The following is a 17556-nucleotide window of genomic DNA, read 5'->3' as shown; positions in this document are numbered from 1 at the left end:
AGAGGCGTCATACCACACATGAATGCGGGAAGAATGGCAGACCCGTTGTCAGCAATAGAAATCTCCGGCCACAGCACATCGCCCAGTGAGCACAACTCACTGTTTTTCTTGACAGGGCGGCCCATGGCTGGCTGTTATGAATGTGTAAGCGGGTATTTCCTGAAATCCCGCTTTCGTATGCGTTAACGTGAAACAACGCACAGAACCTGACAGCATTCCTGCTGGCGGGCTGTGCGTCTGTGTCTTTATGCAGCCGTCTGCCCGCGACTTACGAAGGACAGACAGATGAACAGTGATCCCGCACAGACAGATTTCCCTGTAATCCAGCGGGTCCGCCATGAGCTTCGGCGGCGCAGCCTCGACGTCAGGACAGTCAGCCGCCTGACCCCGCACATGATCCGCATCACTCTGACTGGTACGGACCTCGCTGACTTCACCAGCGCATCGCCCGATGACCACATCAAGATTTTCGTCCCTGATGCTGACGGATCGATAGCGCGGCGTGATTATACACCGCGCCGCTATGACACGCAGGCTGGCGAGCTTCTTCTGGATTTCGTGGATCATCCCGGTGGCCCGGCGGCCAGCTGGGCGCAGACCGTAAGACCCGGTGACAGACTGAACATCGGCGGCCCGAAGGGCTCACAGGTCATCACTGGCGCAATCGGCCACTGGCTTCTGATCGGGGACGAGACGGCCCTCCCCGCCATCGGTCGGCGCGTGGAGGAGCTTTCACCCGACACTCCTGTGACAACAGTTGTGGCTGTTCCGGGGCCGGAAGATGAGCAGAACTTTGAAACGCTGTCTCACCACATCGCCCACTGGATTCACCGTTCTCTGGAACATGCCGATGATGCATGCGGCATTCTCGCACGACTGGAGAACCTTGAAATGCCTGAAAACACTTTCATCTGGGTCGCCGCAGAAGCGGGCGTTGCAAAAGCGATCAAGCAGTATTTCCTGCAGGAAAGACATATTCCGGCCCAGTGGATCAAGGCATCCGGATACTGGGTCAAAGGAGTGTCAGATGCCTCCGTCAAGGATGTTGGAGCAGGTGCCTGACAGAATACGCTGACAAACCAAAGTATCAGGACCGCCGGCTCATGCAGCGGCGGTCGCCTCTGTCCCTTTAACGGGATATTTCATAAAATCGCTTCATTCGTGATCCGAGTTTTGTGTTCTCAATCGTTAACCAAGCACCGCAACCGGAGATAGTTTTGCCAGAGACCCCTCAGAAAACAACGGCATCCTCTCAGCCGTTATCTTCCGGCGAAGTCCAGCACTACTCTCCACTCATTGCGCTGATCATGGCCATCGCCACATTCATGCAGAACCTTGATGGCGCCATTATCAACACGTCCCTTCCCGCCATGGCACGATCCTTCAGGGTAAAGACGCTCGATTTGTCTGCGGGCGTTACAGCCTATCTTCTGGCTTCCGCAGCCATCTCGCCAATTTCGGCCTGGCTTGCCATGAAATACGGCGAAAAGCGCGTCATGTGTCTGGCTGTGGCGCTTTTTACACTCTCGTCCTTTGTGTGCGGCATGGCTCACACACTGCCAATATTTGTGTGTGCCCGGATTGGGCAGGGGCTGGCGGGCGCCGTCATGATGCCGGTGGGCATGTCCATCATCCTGCGCCACACGCCCAAAGGTGACCTGATGAAAGCCCAGTCCGTCACCGTCTGGCCAGCCCTGTCCGCCCCCATCATCGGTCCGGTCCTTGGCGGATATCTGACCCAGACAGTCGGATGGCGCTGGAACTTCTGGCTCAACCTGCCAATTGGCATTTTTGCAGTCCTGACCATACTGCGCGTGATTCCTTCCGAACCACCTGAAGGCGCCAGCAAACTGGACCTCAAGGGCTTTGCCCTGTGTGCCGTAGGTCTGACCTGCCTGCTGTCCGGCCTTCAGCGAATATCCGAGACCGGAATGGAACAGATCATCGCGCTCAGCCTCATGGTCGTGGGGGCCATCACCAGCGTACTGGCCATCCGCCATCTTCAGACGCATCCCACGCCCATTCTGTCCCTCGAACCTCTCAGGCGCCCCAGCCTTCGATACGCATCCCTTTATCCCGGCATGATCTTCCGTGCCGTCTTTTCATCAGCACCTTTTCTGTTGCCGCTGTTCCTGCAACTTGGCCTTGGCTTCTCCCCTGTGCGAGCCGGAACATGGTTGCTGGCCTATTTCTGCGCCAATCTGGGCATCAAGCCCTGGACATCCGCCATCATCCGCTGGGGCGGCTTCCGGAACATATTGTTCTTCAATGGCTTTCTTGTAGCACTCTCCCTGCTTCCCTTTACTCTCCTGAGCGCACGGACATCTCCTGTCCTTCTGGCCCTCTCCCTCGCCATTGCGGGAATATGCCGTTCGCTTCAGCTCACCAGTCTCTCTACAATGGCCTTTGCCGATGTCAGCCATAGCGAGCGCAGCAGAGGCGCCGCTGTCCTGTCCATCCTGGGACAGACCGGCTCCACTGTCGGTGTTGCCATCACCGCCTTTGCCCTGGCTGTTCTGACCAATCTGTATGGACATGTTTCCATCAGCCTGAGCGAGCTTCATATTGTTTTTCTGCTGACGGCGATCACTGTCCTGATCGGCACATCAGGCTTCTGGGCAATGCCCAGGACTCTCGGTGCAGAAATCTCAGGCAAAGCAGACTGAGCAATTCACCCATATGAACCCTGCAGAGTATAATTTGCGGAGAACATGGGAACGGACGAAGCACATCCTGTTTAAGTGATCAGAACTCTCGTTCATCTCAACCATTGATCTGTCTCATCAATGGAGGCGAACATGCCTTTTTCCAATCATCCCCTTCCCATAAATCCTACAAAAGCCCCCGGCGCTCCAGATGAGCGGGAACGCTTCGATCCTTATCCTGACAAAAGTCCAATCACGGACGAGCCTCCTGAAGATGACGCTCCGCAGCGGGATGAAACGCCGGTTCTTCCCAATGTGCCGGAAAACCCAACAAACCGGATCGAGACCACATCTCCACTGGATATGATGGCAGGCGTCTAAAATATGCGGAATGCACACGCGGACTGGGCAACCCCAGCCACTCTTCTTTATGAGGCCAAGCACCGGGCTCAACCGGAAGAATGCCTGCTTCCCGCGAACAGATCAGCGTCCGTATTATTGCCAAGATCAATCCTGTTCCGGAAAAAGCAGAGGATTGTCGCAATCCCCGTGTGTAATGAGGCTGAGCATATTATTCCCTGTCTGCTCGCTCTCGCGGCTCAGACGTGCCTGCCGGACAAGGTTGTGCTCTGGATCAACAACACGACGGACGATACCGTTAACCAGGCTACCGCTCTGACTGATCGGCTGCCATTCGAACTGAAAACTGTATCGGTCACTTATGACGAGACGAAAGCGAGTGCAGGAGTAGCTCGGCGGGATGCCATGGCGCACGCTGCCAAAACTGCCTCGCCGGACGCGATCCTCCTGACGACAGACGCCGATAGCGAAGTCTCCCGTGACTGGATCGACAGTATTCTCGCATCCTTTATCCGGTATCCTGTCGAAGCAGTGTTTGGCCGGGTACTTCTTTCCCCTGAAGACCATGCGAAAATTCCTTTTCGTCTTCATGAAGACGAAAAGACGGAACAGGCTTATGGCGCCGTTCTCGATCAAATCCGGCTGCTGCTCAGCCCCGAACCCCATGACCCCTGGCCGCGGCATCTGGAACACTCAGGGGCAAGCATCGCCGTTACACATCAGGCCTGGCGCAAGGTGGGTGGAATTCCGAACATTCCATCCGGCGAAGATCGGGAATTTTATCGCGCGTTACGACGGAAGGGAATTCCAGTCCGCCACGCCCCGGAAGTTACGGTATATGTGTCTGCGCGCCTTCAGGGGCGTGCCCGGGGAGGAATGGCAGAGACACTGGCCCGGCGGCTGATCGCCCCGGACGAATATATCGATGATGCCTTCGAACCCGTCTCCAGACGCATGCTGCGCATTCGCAGAGAACTGGCATACTGTCAGGGAAGCCGGTCTTCGCGCACAAAGCCCCCCTATCCGGAATTTCCATCCATTCCCATCAGCCGTAACGAACTACACCGGCATCATGATCGGGCCCTGCGCGTGCTCAGCCTTCTTCGCAGGATGAAACAGAGTTCTCCTGAAAATTTTCAGAGGACGATAGTCGATCAATACGATATCCCTCACCCCGCTCTGACAGATCAGGGATCCAGCGCCTTTCGCGACAGGCCCTGATAAAGCACTCGGCCGCGTCGTCCCCCGTGCACGGCGTGTCGGTCTGTCCTGTCCAGTTTACGAGCAGGATGTGCCCGTCCGGTTTCAGGCTCTTCATGACCATATCCGCAAGCAGCGTGATGTCTGCGGGCGTCAGGAAGTAAAGAAGCTCGGAAATAACGACAAGATCACATCCTGAAGCCTCAGCAACAGGATAGTAAGTTGGCAGGAAAGCCTTGAGAAAACTGATATGTTTCCGTCCCTGGCATCGCCTCCTTGCGATCACAAGCGCATTTTCCGATGCATCGACTGCGAGCAGACATTCGCAGTGCTCTGAAAGCGCCAACGTACTGACACCTATCGCGCAGCCGAGTTCCACCAGGAACGAGACCGGGGCAACAGGAAGACAAGCCAGAACCCGCGCCAGCTTCTTCTGCTCATACGGACTTTTTTCAAAGTCCCACGGGTCCGGATTATCCTGAAACAGACGCTCAAAGACATCCGGCTTCCATGTCCCACCAATCATGATGCGATGAAGATTTCATAGGGTGAAAGCATCTTTTCCAGAAGATGCTCGGGAAGCACGAAGCCGCTGGGATCATCATCTACAATCAATCCCCTCTGGCTCCGATGTGCCTGAATGGCAGCCCGTTTTCTGCTTAGAAACTTGCGTATATCAAGCCGCGCCCCTGTCGGGGCCATCTCATCGATCTCCATTTCAGGCGGAAGCGTGAGACCCCATACGGGGTACGCCAGCAGCGTCAACCGGGGCAACAAAGCCTTCAGTTTCTGCCCCATGATCCAGACAGCCTCATGGTCACAGTGAGGATCGTATCGCCATGGAACCAGAACCGTCTGGCAACCATAGCGTTCGACAACCTCACAGAGGTGCTGGACGACAGCATCAAAACTGTCGCCTTGTGTGGGAACCGCTGCATCCTGCAAGCCCAGAAACAGCAGCCGGTCATAAGGAAGACCGAGCACCGCCGCAGCGTCACGGCTTTCTTCCTGACGAAGCCGTGCAAGCCTCTTGGGCGGCCATATCGCCGACCCCGGATGGGACGCTGAACCGTCGGAAACGATCGCAACCACTGGGGGCTGCTCATTCTCCACAGCACAGGCGATAAATCCCCCACACCCCAGACTTTCATCGTCCGGATGCGGGGAGAGGATGAATGCCGTTCCAGGCATGATCGCCTCAAAGGATTTCACCGGAAACTCTGAAAAATGCCGAAGCATGTCCCGAACCTTCATATGCGATCCTCCGGCCGGTCATGCCTGATGAACCATGCGGCGGCCTCCGTCAGCACCTCATCCGGAGCAGGCTGCCTCAGATAGGTCGCAAGGTCCCGCATAACCTGTTCAACTGCTCGCCCCTGCACGAACGCCGAGAGCCCCAGACCGCGCTGGACCAGCACAATCAATTCAAGGGCCGCCTCCTCCACAGCAATCCTTGCAAGATTGACGGTCGCCGTGACGTCCTCAGGGCTCATGTCCGAGGAATGACAGACGGCCGAAGCTGCCTGCTCAACCCACATGGCGGCGGTCTTCTGAAGGATCACTGCTTTTCCGATCCGGTGAAGCTGATGCGGATTTTCAGCGCGCCCCCGTCCGAGAAGCTCCTCTCTCAGCAGATCGACCAGCCTGTCCATTCCGCCAAGCGCTACGGCTGACCCACGCCATGCTCCCGCAGAAAACTCGGGCTGGCGCAGGTAGTCTCCTCCCTCGCCTACAAGATCCCCGTCAGTAACGAAAACATCTGTGAAATCATAAGCGCCTGTGCCGCTCGCCTGCATCCCTGTGAGCGTACCCGGGCCGGGACGTCTGCGGTCTGCGTCCTTAGTCGGAGCCAGAACCATGACAGACACGCCTTCCTCGTTCGTGGCCGTTATCAACGCCAGACCTACTTCACTGACACCGCTCGCAAATCCCTTGATCCCGGAAAGCACATACCCTTCTCCATGCCTTCGCATCGTCACCGGAGGGGTACCGTCCGTAACCCATATGCCCGCCAGAACCCCATGTTGCAGAGCACGCGCCAGAGCCTGATGCTGCGATGCCGTGCCATACAGCTCCACAAGACGGAGAACATTGACGTGGCCTTCAAGGCATCGCCCCAGAGACAGGTTCAGATATCCCGTCCTTCGCAGAAGCATCAGGAGCGTTTTGCATCCTTCAGCCGAACAGGACAGTCCACACCCTCCCTGCCCAACAGGAAACAGGAAATCCAACGCACCCATCTCTCGCAGTGCGTTCAGAAGCTCTGCAGGGAAGTGTTTTTCTGAAGACGTGAAAGGTCGGGCCTTCCAGACCTTGAACAGATGCTTCAGCCTGTCCTGAAAGGCATGGAGATACTTGTCAGGTTCACTCTGATCCGGCTTTCGCATGCCCAGGCATCTCTCCACACGACCCGCAAACACAAACGCTTGGCAGACACCCGGAGATCCCCTCCCGACTACAAGTTTCCGTCACCGCCATCCTTGCGGAAACCCTAATTGGAAGCCGCCGGACGGGTTTCCGGCATGCCGAATGCAAAGAGGCAGGTTACGGCGGCACCTGTAAGGCCCAGAATGATGAAGGTCGCATTAAACCCGTACCCTGATGCCAGAGCACCGCCAGCCAGATTGGACACAAGCGCCCCGATCGTCCCTAGCGCCAGTCCCAGTCCGATCAGCAGATTACGTCGTCCACTCCCAGACGCGATATCCGAAAGAATGGCGTAAAAAAGGACGAGGATAATGCCGGACGAAAGACCGTCCAGAACCTGAATAAGGGTTAGTATCGGCCAGCCCGTGCTCAAAATGACCAGACTGTCGCGGACGGGCTGCAGGGCCAGTGCAAGAATGAACAGAGGTTTCCGGGGCCATTGCATCGCCTTGTTCCCAACAAAAAAAGCAACGGGCGCCATGGTGATCTGGGCCACGACGATACAGATGGCAGTCACAACGGCGGGATCACCGAGATGGGCAAAGGCATACCGCTCGATCATGAGCGGGACCACTGCCCCATTCGCCACATTGAACAGCAGATAGGTTGCAAGGAAAACAGCCAGTCGCGGCTCAGACAACAGAGTACAGATCGCCCGCAGGGTCTCCCGCATCGAAGCGGCCTCCCGTGACTGTCCGGAAGGTTCGTCAGCCTGCGCCGAAAATCCCCCAACAAGCACAAGACTGACCGCTGCAAGACCTCCAACGCCCCATAAGGGGGCTACAGGCCCCATCATCCGGCCCAGAAGACTCATCAGAAAACCGGAAGACGCATTGCCCAGATGGTTGAAAGATTCATTGCGGCCCATGCGCTCGATATAGCCCCGGGCTCCTGCCGTATGGTGACTGATGGCCGCCAGAATAGGTGTGAAAAGAGCGCCGGCCCCACCGGCAAGGAAATGCGCAACAACAATGGGATAGAACAGCGGCACCCAGGCCATCATCGCGACGGAGACAACCGTCACCGCACAACAGACAGCAAGCATCAGCCGGCGGCACGCAATGATATCCAGTGCCCAACCCCCGATGAACCGCGCCAGAACGGCTCCAAGGCCACCCGCGGCAATAGCGGCTCCGATCCGGCTCGAAGGCCAGCTCTGTATTGTCAGAAATGCCGTCAGGAAGTTTCCCAGATTGTCCTGAACATCCGCGAGAAGAAAGCTCAATCCGTCGAGGGAAAAATCATCCTTCCGATGCCGGGACTGCGCTCTGTTTTCTATCACTATGGGTCCCATCAAGATCTTTTCAGAAGCCGGGCAGAGACTGAAGCTCTGCCCCTTGAATATTGAACGGTCAGATCACGGTCGCGTTACGAAAATACCCAAAGAAAATTCTTTTCCGCCATGGCCTGCGCCTTTGTTCGACTGATGCCAGCTCTGTATCCGGAATTATCGGACCCGGCGTGAAACTTGCACTCGCTGCCGCTCTTACAACTCAACATTCCTGACAAAATGATGCTGACCGGAGCGATTTTTCTATGCCAGATGTATCCGCCACCAGCCCCTGTCGCCTTCGAATCAACGAAGAGCCATACACGATCGATATCCCGCCCAGCGTCACCCTGCTGGACCTGCTGCGGGAACGTCTGGACCTCACCGGAACCAAAAAAGGATGCGATCACGGTCAGTGTGGCGCCTGCACCGTTCTCGTTGACGGCAAACGGGTCAAAAGCTGCCTTATTCTGGCTGTCTCAATCCCTGATGCCGAGGTGACGACGATCGAAGGTATCGGGCAGGACGGCCACATACATCCAATGCAACAGGCGTTTATCGACCGGGACGCCTTTCAGTGCGGATACTGCACCCCGGGACAGATCATGTCGGCGGTCGCGCTTCTGGAAGAAGGGCATGTTCACACCCGCGAGGAAATCCGCGAATTCATGAGCGGCAATCTCTGCCGGTGTGGCGCCTATAACGGCATTATCGATGCCATCGAGCAGGTCGTTGCTCAAAATCAGCAGGACCGGGCCGGAGAGGCTGCATGAGACAGTTCTCCTATTCCCGCCCCGACACACTCGATGCCGCCTGTAACATCCCGGACCATACGCGCTATCTCGCGGGCGGCACGAACCTCGTCGACCTCATGAAATCGGACGTCGAACGCCCCGAACATGTTGTCGATCTCAATGCCCTGTCCATGAGCCAGATCGAGGAACGTCCGGACGGTAGCCTGCGCCTCGGCGCCCTCGCCACCAATGCCGATACCGCCGCCCACCCGCTCGTCGGCGAGCGCTACCCCCTTCTGGCCTCCGCCATCCTTGCCGGTGCCAGCCCCCAGATCCGCAACAGGGCCACAAATGGTGGGAACCTGAACCAGCGCACCCGCTGCCACTATTTCTATGACCCCGACATGGCCTGTAACAAGCGCTCTCCCGGTACGGGATGTTCCGCCAAAGGCGGCCGCAACCGGATCATGGCCATCCTGGGCACCAGCGACGCCTGTATCGCCACGTTCCCGTCCGATATGTGCGTGGCCCTCGCCGCCCTAAACGCGACGGTCAACCTGACAGGCCCCGAAGGTGAGCGCTCTGTTCCCCTGCGTGACTATCATCGCCTCCCGGAAGATACACCCTGGCAGGACAACGTGCTGCGGGGTGGCGAAATCGTCACGTCCATCGACCTTCCGCCGCTCTCCTTTGGCCCTCATCAGACGTATCTCAAAATCCGCGACCGCCTGTCTTTCGCCTTCGCGATCGTGTCCATCGCAGCAGGGCTGCAAATCGAAAACAACACAATCCGCAAGGCCTGCATCGCAATGGGTGGCGTCGGTACGAAACCCTGGTGCGTTCCGGAAGCCGAAGCCCTGCTTGAGGGGAAAGCGCCGTCCCCCTCCCTATTCCGCGACGTTGCCGAATGCCTGCTGCAAGGTGCCGTCACCGACCGGGATAACGCCGCAAAGCTGAAGCTGGCCCCCCGCGTGATCATCCGCGCCCTGTCACAGGCCGCCGCGGGCACGCCCCAGTCCCAGACGCAAAAGACCATTTTCTGAAAGAACCCGGGTATGACCCTCCATTCAGTGAAAATCGGACAGCCCGTCTCCCGGATCGACGGCCTCGCCAAGGTGACGGGACAGGCCCGCTACGCCGCCGAAGCGCACCCTGCCAGCATGCTGTACGGCTTCATCGTCAACAGCCCCATCGCCCGCGGCCAGATCGAGACAATCCGGGACGAGGCCGCCCGTGCGATACCGGGCGTGGTGGAAATCATGACGCATCTCAACCGCCCCCACAGCGCGCTTTTTGAAAAATCCTACATGGATGGTCTGGGCGTCCCCGGCTCTCCCTACAGACCACTCCATGACGCGGAAATCAGCTTCAACGGCCAACCCGTCGCCGTTATTTTGGCAGAGACATTCGAAGTCGCCCGTGAAGCCGCCATGCTTCTGGAAGTGGACTACGAACGCTGGCCGCATAACGCGGACTTCGAAGCGTCCCTGCACCAGAAATACATGCCGGGCAAAACCCGCAGCAATTTTGTGCCACCCAAATCACGCGGGAATGCTGCCGAGGCCTATGCCCTCAGCCCGATCAAAATTGAAGGGCGCTATCACCTCGCCCCCGAGCATCACAATCCCATGGAGATGCACGCAACCACCGTCATCGCCGAAGAGGACGGCAGCTTCACGGTCTGGGACAAGACACAGGGGCCGCAGGCCGTACAGGCCTACCTGACAAGCGCCCTGTCCCTTTCAAAAGATCAGGTTCGCGTGCGCAATCCCTATGTGGGTGGGGCGTTCGGGTCTGGGCTGCGCGCCCAGCACAATGTGTTCCTCGCAGCCCTTGGCGCAAAAATGCTGAAGCGCTCGGTCCGGATCACCCTGACCCGCCAGCAGATGTTCACCCATGTCTTCCGCCCGGAAGCCATCATGGACATCGCCCTCGGCGCCCAGCCGGACGGCACGTTGCAGTCCATGATCGTCAACGGTGTGACGGACACGTCGCGCTTTGAGCACAACATGGAAAACCTCGTGATCTGGGGCCTGATCAATTACAAATGCCCCAACGCCACGGCTGATTACAAAGTCGCCCCGCGTGACACCTACACTTCCAGCGACATGCGTGCTCCCGGAGCCGCCACAGGCGTCAACCTGTTTGAAATGGCCATCGATGAAATGGCCTATGCCTGCAACATGGACCCGCTGGACTTTCGCCTGCACAACTATTCCGACATTGACGCCATGCATGACATGCCGCTGACCAGCAAAGCGCTGAAAGAGGCCATGCATGAGGGTGCAGAGCGTTTCGGCTGGTACAACCGCCCGATGGCCCCGAAAAGCATGCGTGACGGCAAGGAACTAGTCGGCTGGGGCATGGCGACAGGCATCTGGGACGCGATGTTTTCCCCCACATCCGCCCGCGCCACACTGACGGCAGACGGACGACTGCATATCGCAACCGCCGCCTCGGACATCGGAACCGGAACCTACACAATCCTGGCCCAGACCGCCTCGGAAGCCTTCGGCATCCCCATCGAGATGATCGATATTGAACTGGGCGATTCAACCCTTCCCGAATGCCCGACAGAGGGCGGCTCATGGACAGCCGCCTCCGCAGGGGCCGCTGTCTGGCTCGCCTGCCAAAGCCTGCGCGAGAAGCTGTTTAAGGCGGTAGGCAAAAGCGGAAACATCTCCGCCTGGCTGACGGAAGGCCTGTTGAACAATACCACGGTCCTGCAGGACGGATTCCTTCAGGATAAGAACGCAGACGAAAATCTCAGACTGTCCCTCTCCGAAGCCCTGTCCCTGACAGGTCAGGACAGGCTTGAAGTCGAGGAAACCGCAAAGCCAGGCCTGCGCGGCACCATCAGCCAGATGAGAAAAGCCCGCTTCACCCATAGCGCGGTCTTCTGCGAGGTCCGCGTGGATGAAGAACTCGGCATCGTTCGCGTGACACGGCTGGTCAATGCCGTCGCCGCCGGGCGCATCATGAATCCCAAGACCGCAGCCAGTCAGGTCCGCGGCGCCATGGTGATGGCAACAGGCATGGCATTGCACGAAGAATCCCTGATGGACGAACGCGTCGGCCGCTTCATGAACCACAATTTCGCCGAGTATCACATCCCGTCTCATGCCGACATTCCGGACATGGACATCCTCTTTGTCGAGGAAAAGGACCCGGAAGTCAGTCCGCTCGGGATCAAGGGCGTAGGCGAAATCGGGATGTGCGGAACAGCCGCGGCCATCGCCAACGCCATCTTCCATGCGACAGGCCAGCGTCACCGCAATCTGCCCATTATGCCGGGCAGCTGATCCCTGAATCTTCCTTGGTCCATCCGGACCAAAGAAGACAGCATAGGCAATCAGCCGTTGACGATCATCCCACCATTCACATGCAATGTCTGTCCGGTCACGAAAGATCCATCTTCGCTCGCCAGATAGACATAAGCCGGTCCGAGCTCCGCGGGATCACCACACCGTCCCATGGGCGTATCTTTTCCGAGATCAGCCACTGCCTGCGGATCAATAACACCCCAGCTTGCGGGCTGAAGCGGCGTCCAGACCGGGCCCGGAGCCACGGCATTCACGCGAATACCCTTGGAAACCAGTTGTAACGCCAGAGCGCGTGTGAACCCCATCTCTGCAGCTTTGGTTGTCGAATACGCCAGAAGTGCCTTGTTTCCAGCAAAGGCATTGATGGACGACGTATTGATGACCGCACTTCCCTTTCCAAAATGCGGAAGGGCGGCACGGACCAGATAGAAATAGCCGTTGATGTTGGTGTCCATATGACGCTGCCATTCTTCGTCGGATATGGCTTCAACATCTTCCTCAACAATCTGGACACCCGCGTTGTTAACGAGAATATCCAGACCTCCAAACGCGTCCACTACTCGGGCGACGGCATCATTGCAGACCTGACTGGAAGAGACATCACCGGCAATGGCCAGTCCCTTGCGGCCCTCCTGCTCAATGAGACGCACAGTCTCCTGTGCATCTTCGTGCTCTTCCAGATAAAGGATCGCGACATCCGCGCCTTCACGGGCAAAATGGATGGCCGCAGCACGCCCGATCCCACTGTCACCCCCGCTAATGAGAGCCTTTTTGCCCTCAAGCTTACCGCTGCCACGATAGTCAGGCCGGATGTGAATGGCCTTGGGCTGCATCAGGCCTTCCAGGCCGGGTTGATGATCCTGGGATTGCGGAAGAATATAATCAGGCATGAAACACCACTCCAAAAGGGGTCTGGTATTTTCCGGAGAAAACACGTCTGCCATGTTCAACTGCCAGGGCAGCCAAGTGTTGCCTCACGTCTCTGATGGGTGATCTGCTGTCGTGCACAATTCGCAGAAGACGAACGCATCTTCTGCCGACACGAGACGTCAAAGCGCGACATCGACCTGATAATATGGACATCGCAAAAATGGTGCAGCAGGCTTCAACGCCCATCTTCCCCTCTTGGATTGTCTGAAAAACCCTAAATTTTTCCTTATTCTGAAAAGGCCCGAATAAGGTTGAAGGCCGTCCTGCAGCACCCGCATAATTCACAGGATGATGCGCCCTCTCCCCGTCCGGACTTCTCCATGACGAGCCAGCAAAGGTCGCTGTTCGGGCTGGCAGGCATCATCGCTCTCTCTTTCGCTACAGAAATGAACGAGCAGGTCTCCGCTCAGGCACTCCCCGATATTGCGGGTGCCCTTGGCCTGAGTATGGACTCCCAACGCTGGTTTTCCTGCCTGTATGTGACGGCGGAAATCATCGGAATGTCGGTTTCCCCCTGGCTGGCCATTACCCTGACCCTGCGTCGGTTCTCGTTCTTCGTGACGATCCTCGCGGTTCTGGCGTCCAGTCTCATCCCGTTCACTTCAACCCTGTCCCTGCTTTATATCCTGCGCGTCTTTCAGGGGCTGGCTGGGGGATTTACCGTTCCCCTTCTGATGACGATCGCCCTGCGTGTGCTGGCCCCGCCCATACGGCTTTACGGTCTGGCCGCGTATGCCCTGACCGCCACGTTCTTTCCCAATCTCAGTATGACATTCGCCGGATTATGGACTGATCTCGTGGATTGGCGGTTCGTCTTCTGGCAGTCGATCCCGCTCTGCACCCTGTCCTTCCTGCTGCTGTGGTACGGGATGCCGGTCGATCCGCCGAAACATGAGCGGTTCTGGAAATTCGACTGGAAGGGCTTCCTCCTGATCGTTTTCGGAATGGGCGCCTTCTCGATTATGCTCCAGATGGGTGACTGGATGGACTGGTTTAACAGCCCCTTCATCTGTGTTCTGGGGCTGACCAGTCTTGTTTGCATCCCGCTTTTTGTTCTGAACGAATGGTTCCATCCACTTCCCCTGTTCAAGTTCCAGCTTCTGGGACGACGCAATTTTGCGTATGGCTCGAGTACCCTGCTGACCTTCGTTGTCATTTCACTGTCTTCTTCCGCGCTGCCGGCCTCATTTCTGCAATCCGCTGCGGGCTACCGTCCCGAACAGATCTACCCGGTCACCCTTGAAATCGCGGCCATACAGCTTGTGATGCTTCCTCTGATGGCGGTGGTGCTCAACAAAACCTGGGTGGACTCCCGCATTGTCAGCTTCATCGGCATGAGCTGCATCCTGACCGCCTGCGTCGGTGACTTCTTCCTCACCTCCAACTGGAACCGTGACCAGTTCTATCTGTGGCAGGCATTGCAGGGCATCGGAGACGCAATGATCGTCATGCCTCTGCTGATGATGTCCACCAACACGCTTGATCCTTCGGAGGGCCCGTTCGCCTCCGCTATGGTCAACACACCCCGGGCGGTTGCGGAAGCCGTCGGCATCTGGCTGCTTCAGCTCATGCACCGCGAACGCGGCTCGCTTCATTCAGACCGGATTGCCGACCGTCTTGGTCAGGTCCGCTACAGCCTGGTGCAAGGCACAAACCCCATGCTGCAACGTCCCTCTCCCCTCACACCCTCCGGACAGCCTGCCTATCCCGGCAGCATGACTGAACTGCACGCCCAGATGAGCCGACAGACCGCCACGCTGACATTCAGCGATGACTGGGTCGTGCTCGGCAGTCTCGTGGTGTTCCTGATGATCTGGGTCTGTGTGCTTCCTGTTCGAACCTATCCCCCCCGTATCGTGTTTCAGTCGAAATAAGCTCAGAAGCCTTCCCGCCATCTGGCAGGAAAAGAAAGGAATTGCCGCAGGATGGCGGATCAGAACGACAAGCCTCCCCAGGATCGCCAAAAGGAGGAAAAGCAGGACCGCAAACACCGTACCATCACCCGCTGGCTGTTCATCGGAGGTGGCCTCGTTGTCCTGATTTTCATCGTCGTCGTTCTGGCCATTATTTTCGTGCCCAACCGCCATGTCTGGACTGATGACGCCTATGTCACAGCCCATTACACTGTCGTCGCGCCCCGTATCGCCGGACAGGTCGTTGCCGTGGACGTGACGGACAATCAGCCCGTGCGGGCCGGACAGGTCCTCGTCGAGCTGGACCCTCACGATTATCAGACCACACTGGACCAGAGCCGTGCAACGTTCGCCCGGGATGAGGCTCTCGTGCAGGATGCCGCCGCCAGCGTGTCACGCCAGCCTGCCATCATTGATGAGAATGTCGGGGAAGCGGCCCGCATCCGTGCCCAGCTCGTTTTCGCCCGGCAGAACGACCAGCGCTATACAAACCTGGCCCGTACGGGTGCAGGCTCCACGCAGGAACATCAGCAGTCCACGGCAAGCCTGCGAGAGATGGAGGCCATGCTCCAGTCACTCGAAGCACGCATCGCAGCCGCCCGGGCCCAAATCCCCATCCTTCAGGCCCGGCACAAATCCGCGCAGGCGACGGTGGAACTGGACCGTGCCCATGTCCATCAGGCCGAACTGAACCTGTCCTATACCAAGGTCCGTGCGCTGGAAGATGGCATGATCGGCGAACGCAGTGTCCAGACCGGAAACTACGTTGCCCCCGGTGCAGCGCTGATGGCGCTCGTCCCGCTCGATCAGATCTGGATCCGCGCGAATTACCGGGAACTGGCCTTACGCCACATGCGCCCCGGCCAGTCCGTCAAAATCCATGTGGACGCCTATGACATGACCCTGAACGGGATCGTGGACAGCATTCCCCCCGCTTCAGGCGCCGTATTCGCCCCCATCGCACCAGAAAACGCGACCGGCAACTTCACCAAGATTGTCCAACGCCTCCCGGTCAAGATCATCCTCGCTCCCAACCAGCCACTCGCTCGCCTGCTGCGCCTCGGCTTTTCCGTGGAAACTACCGTTGATACCAACCTCGATAACGTCACGGCCGAACAGCTCCAGAGCCCTATGACAGTTACTGCTCCTCTGCCATCGTCTTCCTCGAATGTCGCACCATGAAGTTGCCCTCTTTCTCCGTGCTTTTGACAGGAAGTCTGGTCCTTTCGGCCTGCACCATAGGACCGAATTTTCGCCGCCCTACCATGGACACCCCTGCCAGCTGGGGACCCGAACCTCAGAGCGCCAGCCAGACTTACGCCGGTGCCATCGACACACAGTGGTGGAACAGCTTTAGCGATCCCGAACTGACCAGCCTCGTCAGCCGCCTCGGAAAACAGAATCTCAACCTGCAGATTGCCGCAGAACGTATCAGCGAAGCCCGTTCGCAGATGAAGGTCGCGGCATCTGCTGGATTGCCACAAGCCAACTGGTCTGGCTCCTACGCCTATCGTCAGCTTAGTACGCAAGGCATTTTCTCACTCGCCGAACCGCGTCCCGGTGCGAGCATGAACTTTAACCTTTACGAAAACGTCCTCAGCACCAGCTGGGATCTGGACCTGTTCGGCACCATCCGGCGGAGTGTCGAAGCTCAACGGGCCAATGAGGCAGCGACGCTCGCTGCCCGCCGCGCCACAGCGCTCGCCGCCATCAGCGACCTCGCCACCAGCTATATGGAGCTGCGTGGTATCCAGAAGCAGCAGGCCATTCTGCGCTCGAACATCCATCTCGCCCAAACAAATCTGAAACTCGTGCAGGACCGCTTTACCAACGGCGTCGCCACAAATCTGGACGTCTCACAGGCTTCGGCGCAGCTCGCAAGCATGAGCGCCGACCTTCCGGATCTTGAGAATTCTGAAGCGGCACTCATCAACAGCATTGGCCTGCTACTGGCGGAACCACCACGCGGCCTGGAGGCCGAGCTGCGACTCCCTTCCATCCAGCCTCCCCTTCCCGACAGCGTCCCCGTCGGCCTGCCCGCAGAGCTGATCCGCCGACGTCCTGACGTGCTTCAGGCTGAGGCCCGTCTGCATGCCGCAACTGCCGAAGTGGGGGTCGCTACCGCAGCCTTTTACCCGGACATTACACTCGCCGGGAACATGGGAACGGAATCCTTTTCTGCTGCTGATTTCTTTTCTTTGCCAGCAAAGCAGTTCAGCGTTGGTCCAACGCTTAATGTTCCTGTTTTCGAAGGGGGAAGGCTGATTTCTACCCTTCAGTTCCGCAAAGCCGCACAACGTGAAGCCATTTTGAACTGGCGAAGCACTGTGCTCAATGCTTGGCGCGAAGTGGATGATGCCATGACGGCCTATGCCAAAAGCCAATCAACACATGCCCTGACAGAACAGGCCTTTCTCCAGAACCAGGCCGCCTTCAATGCTGCCCGGGAGCGCTATAAGCAGGGCGCGACGGATTATCTGAACGTTGTGGCAACACAGGCTTCCTTACTGTCCAGCCAATCCGCACTGTCCATCAGTCAGATCCGGACGGAAAAAACTCTTGTTTCTCTTTACCGTGCCTTAGGAGGAGGCTGGCAGTACGCCGAACCCACATCCCTCGTCCTTAACCCTTCTGGAAAATAGAAGAGTGAAGTTTTGCGCTCATATATCTAATTATTTGCTGCGTGAAAAACTGGGCACGATTCTGACCTGGATTGAGCGGCAAACCATTGGAAAGGCTGAAAAAAGAAACACT

General features: G+C 57.8%; 14 protein-coding genes and 1 pseudogene. 10 read left to right on the top strand and 5 right to left on the bottom strand.

Features of this window, described 5'->3' with window-relative positions; translation table 11 throughout:
* Nucleotides 1-285: 285 nt before the first annotated feature.
* The 4 genes from JK202_RS10780 (at nt 286) to JK202_RS10765 (ending at nt 4226) form a co-directional block, all read left to right on the top strand.
* Nucleotides 286-1062 (top strand): siderophore-interacting protein, encoded by a 777-nt coding sequence (locus JK202_RS10780; RefSeq protein WP_211560968.1) that lies wholly within the window; start codon nt 286-288, stop codon nt 1060-1062.
* Nucleotides 1063-1217: 155 nt separating this feature from the next.
* Nucleotides 1218-2666, top strand: a complete 1449-nt coding sequence (locus JK202_RS10775; protein ID WP_249199965.1) for an MFS transporter — start codon at nt 1218-1220, stop codon at nt 2664-2666.
* A gap of 132 nt (nt 2667-2798) precedes the next feature.
* Nucleotides 2799-3026 (top strand): hypothetical protein, encoded by a 228-nt coding sequence (locus JK202_RS10770; protein ID WP_249199963.1) that lies wholly within the window; start codon nt 2799-2801, stop codon nt 3024-3026.
* A gap of 84 nt (nt 3027-3110) precedes the next feature.
* Entirely contained in the window at nt 3111-4226 is a 1116-nt protein-coding gene (locus JK202_RS10765; protein WP_349291859.1) for a glycosyltransferase, read from the top strand.
* A gap of 76 nt (nt 4227-4302) precedes the next feature.
* Here the strand turns inward: JK202_RS10765 and JK202_RS16250 are convergent.
* The 4 genes and pseudogenes from JK202_RS16250 to JK202_RS10745 form a co-directional block, all read right to left on the bottom strand.
* Nucleotides 4303-4731, bottom strand: a pseudogene (locus JK202_RS16250) (class I SAM-dependent DNA methyltransferase); the annotation flags it as partial.
* Entirely contained in the window at nt 4728-5459 is a 732-nt protein-coding gene (locus JK202_RS10755; RefSeq protein WP_211560963.1) for a PIG-L deacetylase family protein, read from the bottom strand. The pseudogene JK202_RS16250 and the gene JK202_RS10755, both read right to left, overlap by 4 nt.
* Nucleotides 5456-6592 (bottom strand): acyl-CoA dehydrogenase family protein, encoded by a 1137-nt coding sequence (locus JK202_RS10750; protein WP_211560961.1) that lies wholly within the window; start codon nt 6590-6592, stop codon nt 5456-5458. The genes JK202_RS10755 and JK202_RS10750 overlap by 4 nt, the downstream gene beginning before the upstream one ends.
* A 104-nt stretch (nt 6593-6696) precedes the next feature.
* Nucleotides 6697-7914, bottom strand: coding sequence for an MFS transporter (locus JK202_RS10745; protein WP_349291856.1), 1218 nt, complete (start codon nt 7912-7914; stop codon nt 6697-6699).
* 254 nt (nt 7915-8168) lie between these two features.
* Here JK202_RS10745 and JK202_RS10740 point away from each other — a divergent pair, with 254 nt between their 5' ends.
* From JK202_RS10740 to JK202_RS10730, 3 genes are read left to right on the top strand one after another with little or no spacing between them, the layout of a single operon-like run.
* Nucleotides 8169-8675: a (2Fe-2S)-binding protein gene (locus JK202_RS10740; protein ID WP_211560959.1), complete on the top strand. Its 507-nt coding sequence runs from the start codon at nt 8169-8171 to the stop codon at nt 8673-8675.
* Nucleotides 8672-9679, top strand: a complete 1008-nt coding sequence (locus JK202_RS10735) for a xanthine dehydrogenase family protein subunit M (RefSeq protein ID WP_211560957.1) — start codon at nt 8672-8674, stop codon at nt 9677-9679. Before JK202_RS10740 ends, JK202_RS10735 begins: the two co-directional genes overlap by 4 nt.
* 12 nt (nt 9680-9691) lie before the next feature.
* Nucleotides 9692-11938 (top strand): xanthine dehydrogenase family protein molybdopterin-binding subunit, encoded by a 2247-nt coding sequence (locus tag JK202_RS10730; protein WP_211560956.1) that lies wholly within the window; start codon nt 9692-9694, stop codon nt 11936-11938.
* A 50-nt stretch (nt 11939-11988) separates the two neighbouring features.
* Here JK202_RS10730 and JK202_RS10725 read toward each other — a convergent pair whose 3' ends face one another.
* The gene (locus JK202_RS10725) at nt 11989-12849 is read right to left on the bottom strand and encodes a glucose 1-dehydrogenase (RefSeq protein ID WP_408872152.1); all 861 of its coding nucleotides are present in this window, start codon (nt 12847-12849) and stop codon (nt 11989-11991) included.
* Between the two features lie 291 nt (nt 12850-13140).
* Between JK202_RS10725 and JK202_RS10720 the strand changes: the two genes are divergently transcribed.
* The 3 genes from JK202_RS10720 to JK202_RS10710 are packed head-to-tail and all read left to right on the top strand — an operon-like array spanning nt 13141 to nt 17444.
* A complete protein-coding gene (locus JK202_RS10720; RefSeq protein WP_249199962.1) occupies nt 13141-14763 on the top strand; it encodes an MFS transporter in 1623 nt (540 codons plus the stop codon).
* Between the two features lie 51 nt (nt 14764-14814).
* Nucleotides 14815-15984 (top strand): HlyD family secretion protein, encoded by a 1170-nt coding sequence (locus JK202_RS10715; protein WP_211560955.1) that lies wholly within the window; start codon nt 14815-14817, stop codon nt 15982-15984.
* The gene (locus tag JK202_RS10710; RefSeq protein WP_211560954.1) at nt 15981-17444 is read left to right on the top strand and encodes an efflux transporter outer membrane subunit; all 1464 of its coding nucleotides are present in this window, start codon (nt 15981-15983) and stop codon (nt 17442-17444) included. Before JK202_RS10715 ends, JK202_RS10710 begins: the two co-directional genes overlap by 4 nt.
* The last annotated feature ends 112 nt before the right edge of the window (nt 17445-17556 follow it).

This window comes from Gluconobacter sp. Dm-62, from assembly GCF_018256155.1.
Classification (GTDB): domain Bacteria; phylum Pseudomonadota; class Alphaproteobacteria; order Acetobacterales; family Acetobacteraceae; genus Gluconobacter.
This window is presented reverse-complemented; position numbering and strand designations above follow the sequence as displayed.

Bases quoted from the DNA above. Each gene is read 5' to 3' on its own strand.
- JK202_RS10735 (WP_211560957.1), top strand. From the start codon at position 8,672: ATGAGACAGTTCTCCTATTCCCGCCCCGACACACTCGATGCCGCCTGT.
- JK202_RS10740 (WP_211560959.1), top strand. From the start codon at position 8,169: ATGCCAGATGTATCCGCCACCAGCCCCTGTCGCCTTCGAATCAACGAA.
- JK202_RS10780 (WP_211560968.1), top strand. From the start codon at position 286: ATGAACAGTGATCCCGCACAGACAGATTTCCCTGTAATCCAGCGGGTC.
- JK202_RS10755 (WP_211560963.1), bottom strand. From the start codon at position 5,459: ATGAAGGTTCGGGACATGCTTCGGCATTTTTCAGAGTTTCCGGTGAAA.
- JK202_RS10715 (WP_211560955.1), top strand. From the start codon at position 14,815: ATGGCGGATCAGAACGACAAGCCTCCCCAGGATCGCCAAAAGGAGGAA.
- JK202_RS10730 (WP_211560956.1), top strand. From the start codon at position 9,692: ATGACCCTCCATTCAGTGAAAATCGGACAGCCCGTCTCCCGGATCGAC.
- JK202_RS10710 (WP_211560954.1), top strand. From the start codon at position 15,981: ATGAAGTTGCCCTCTTTCTCCGTGCTTTTGACAGGAAGTCTGGTCCTT.
- JK202_RS10725 (WP_408872152.1), bottom strand. From the start codon at position 12,849: ATGCCTGATTATATTCTTCCGCAATCCCAGGATCATCAACCCGGCCTG.
- JK202_RS10770 (WP_249199963.1), top strand. From the start codon at position 2,799: ATGCCTTTTTCCAATCATCCCCTTCCCATAAATCCTACAAAAGCCCCC.
- JK202_RS10750 (WP_211560961.1), bottom strand. From the start codon at position 6,592: ATGCGAAAGCCGGATCAGAGTGAACCTGACAAGTATCTCCATGCCTTT.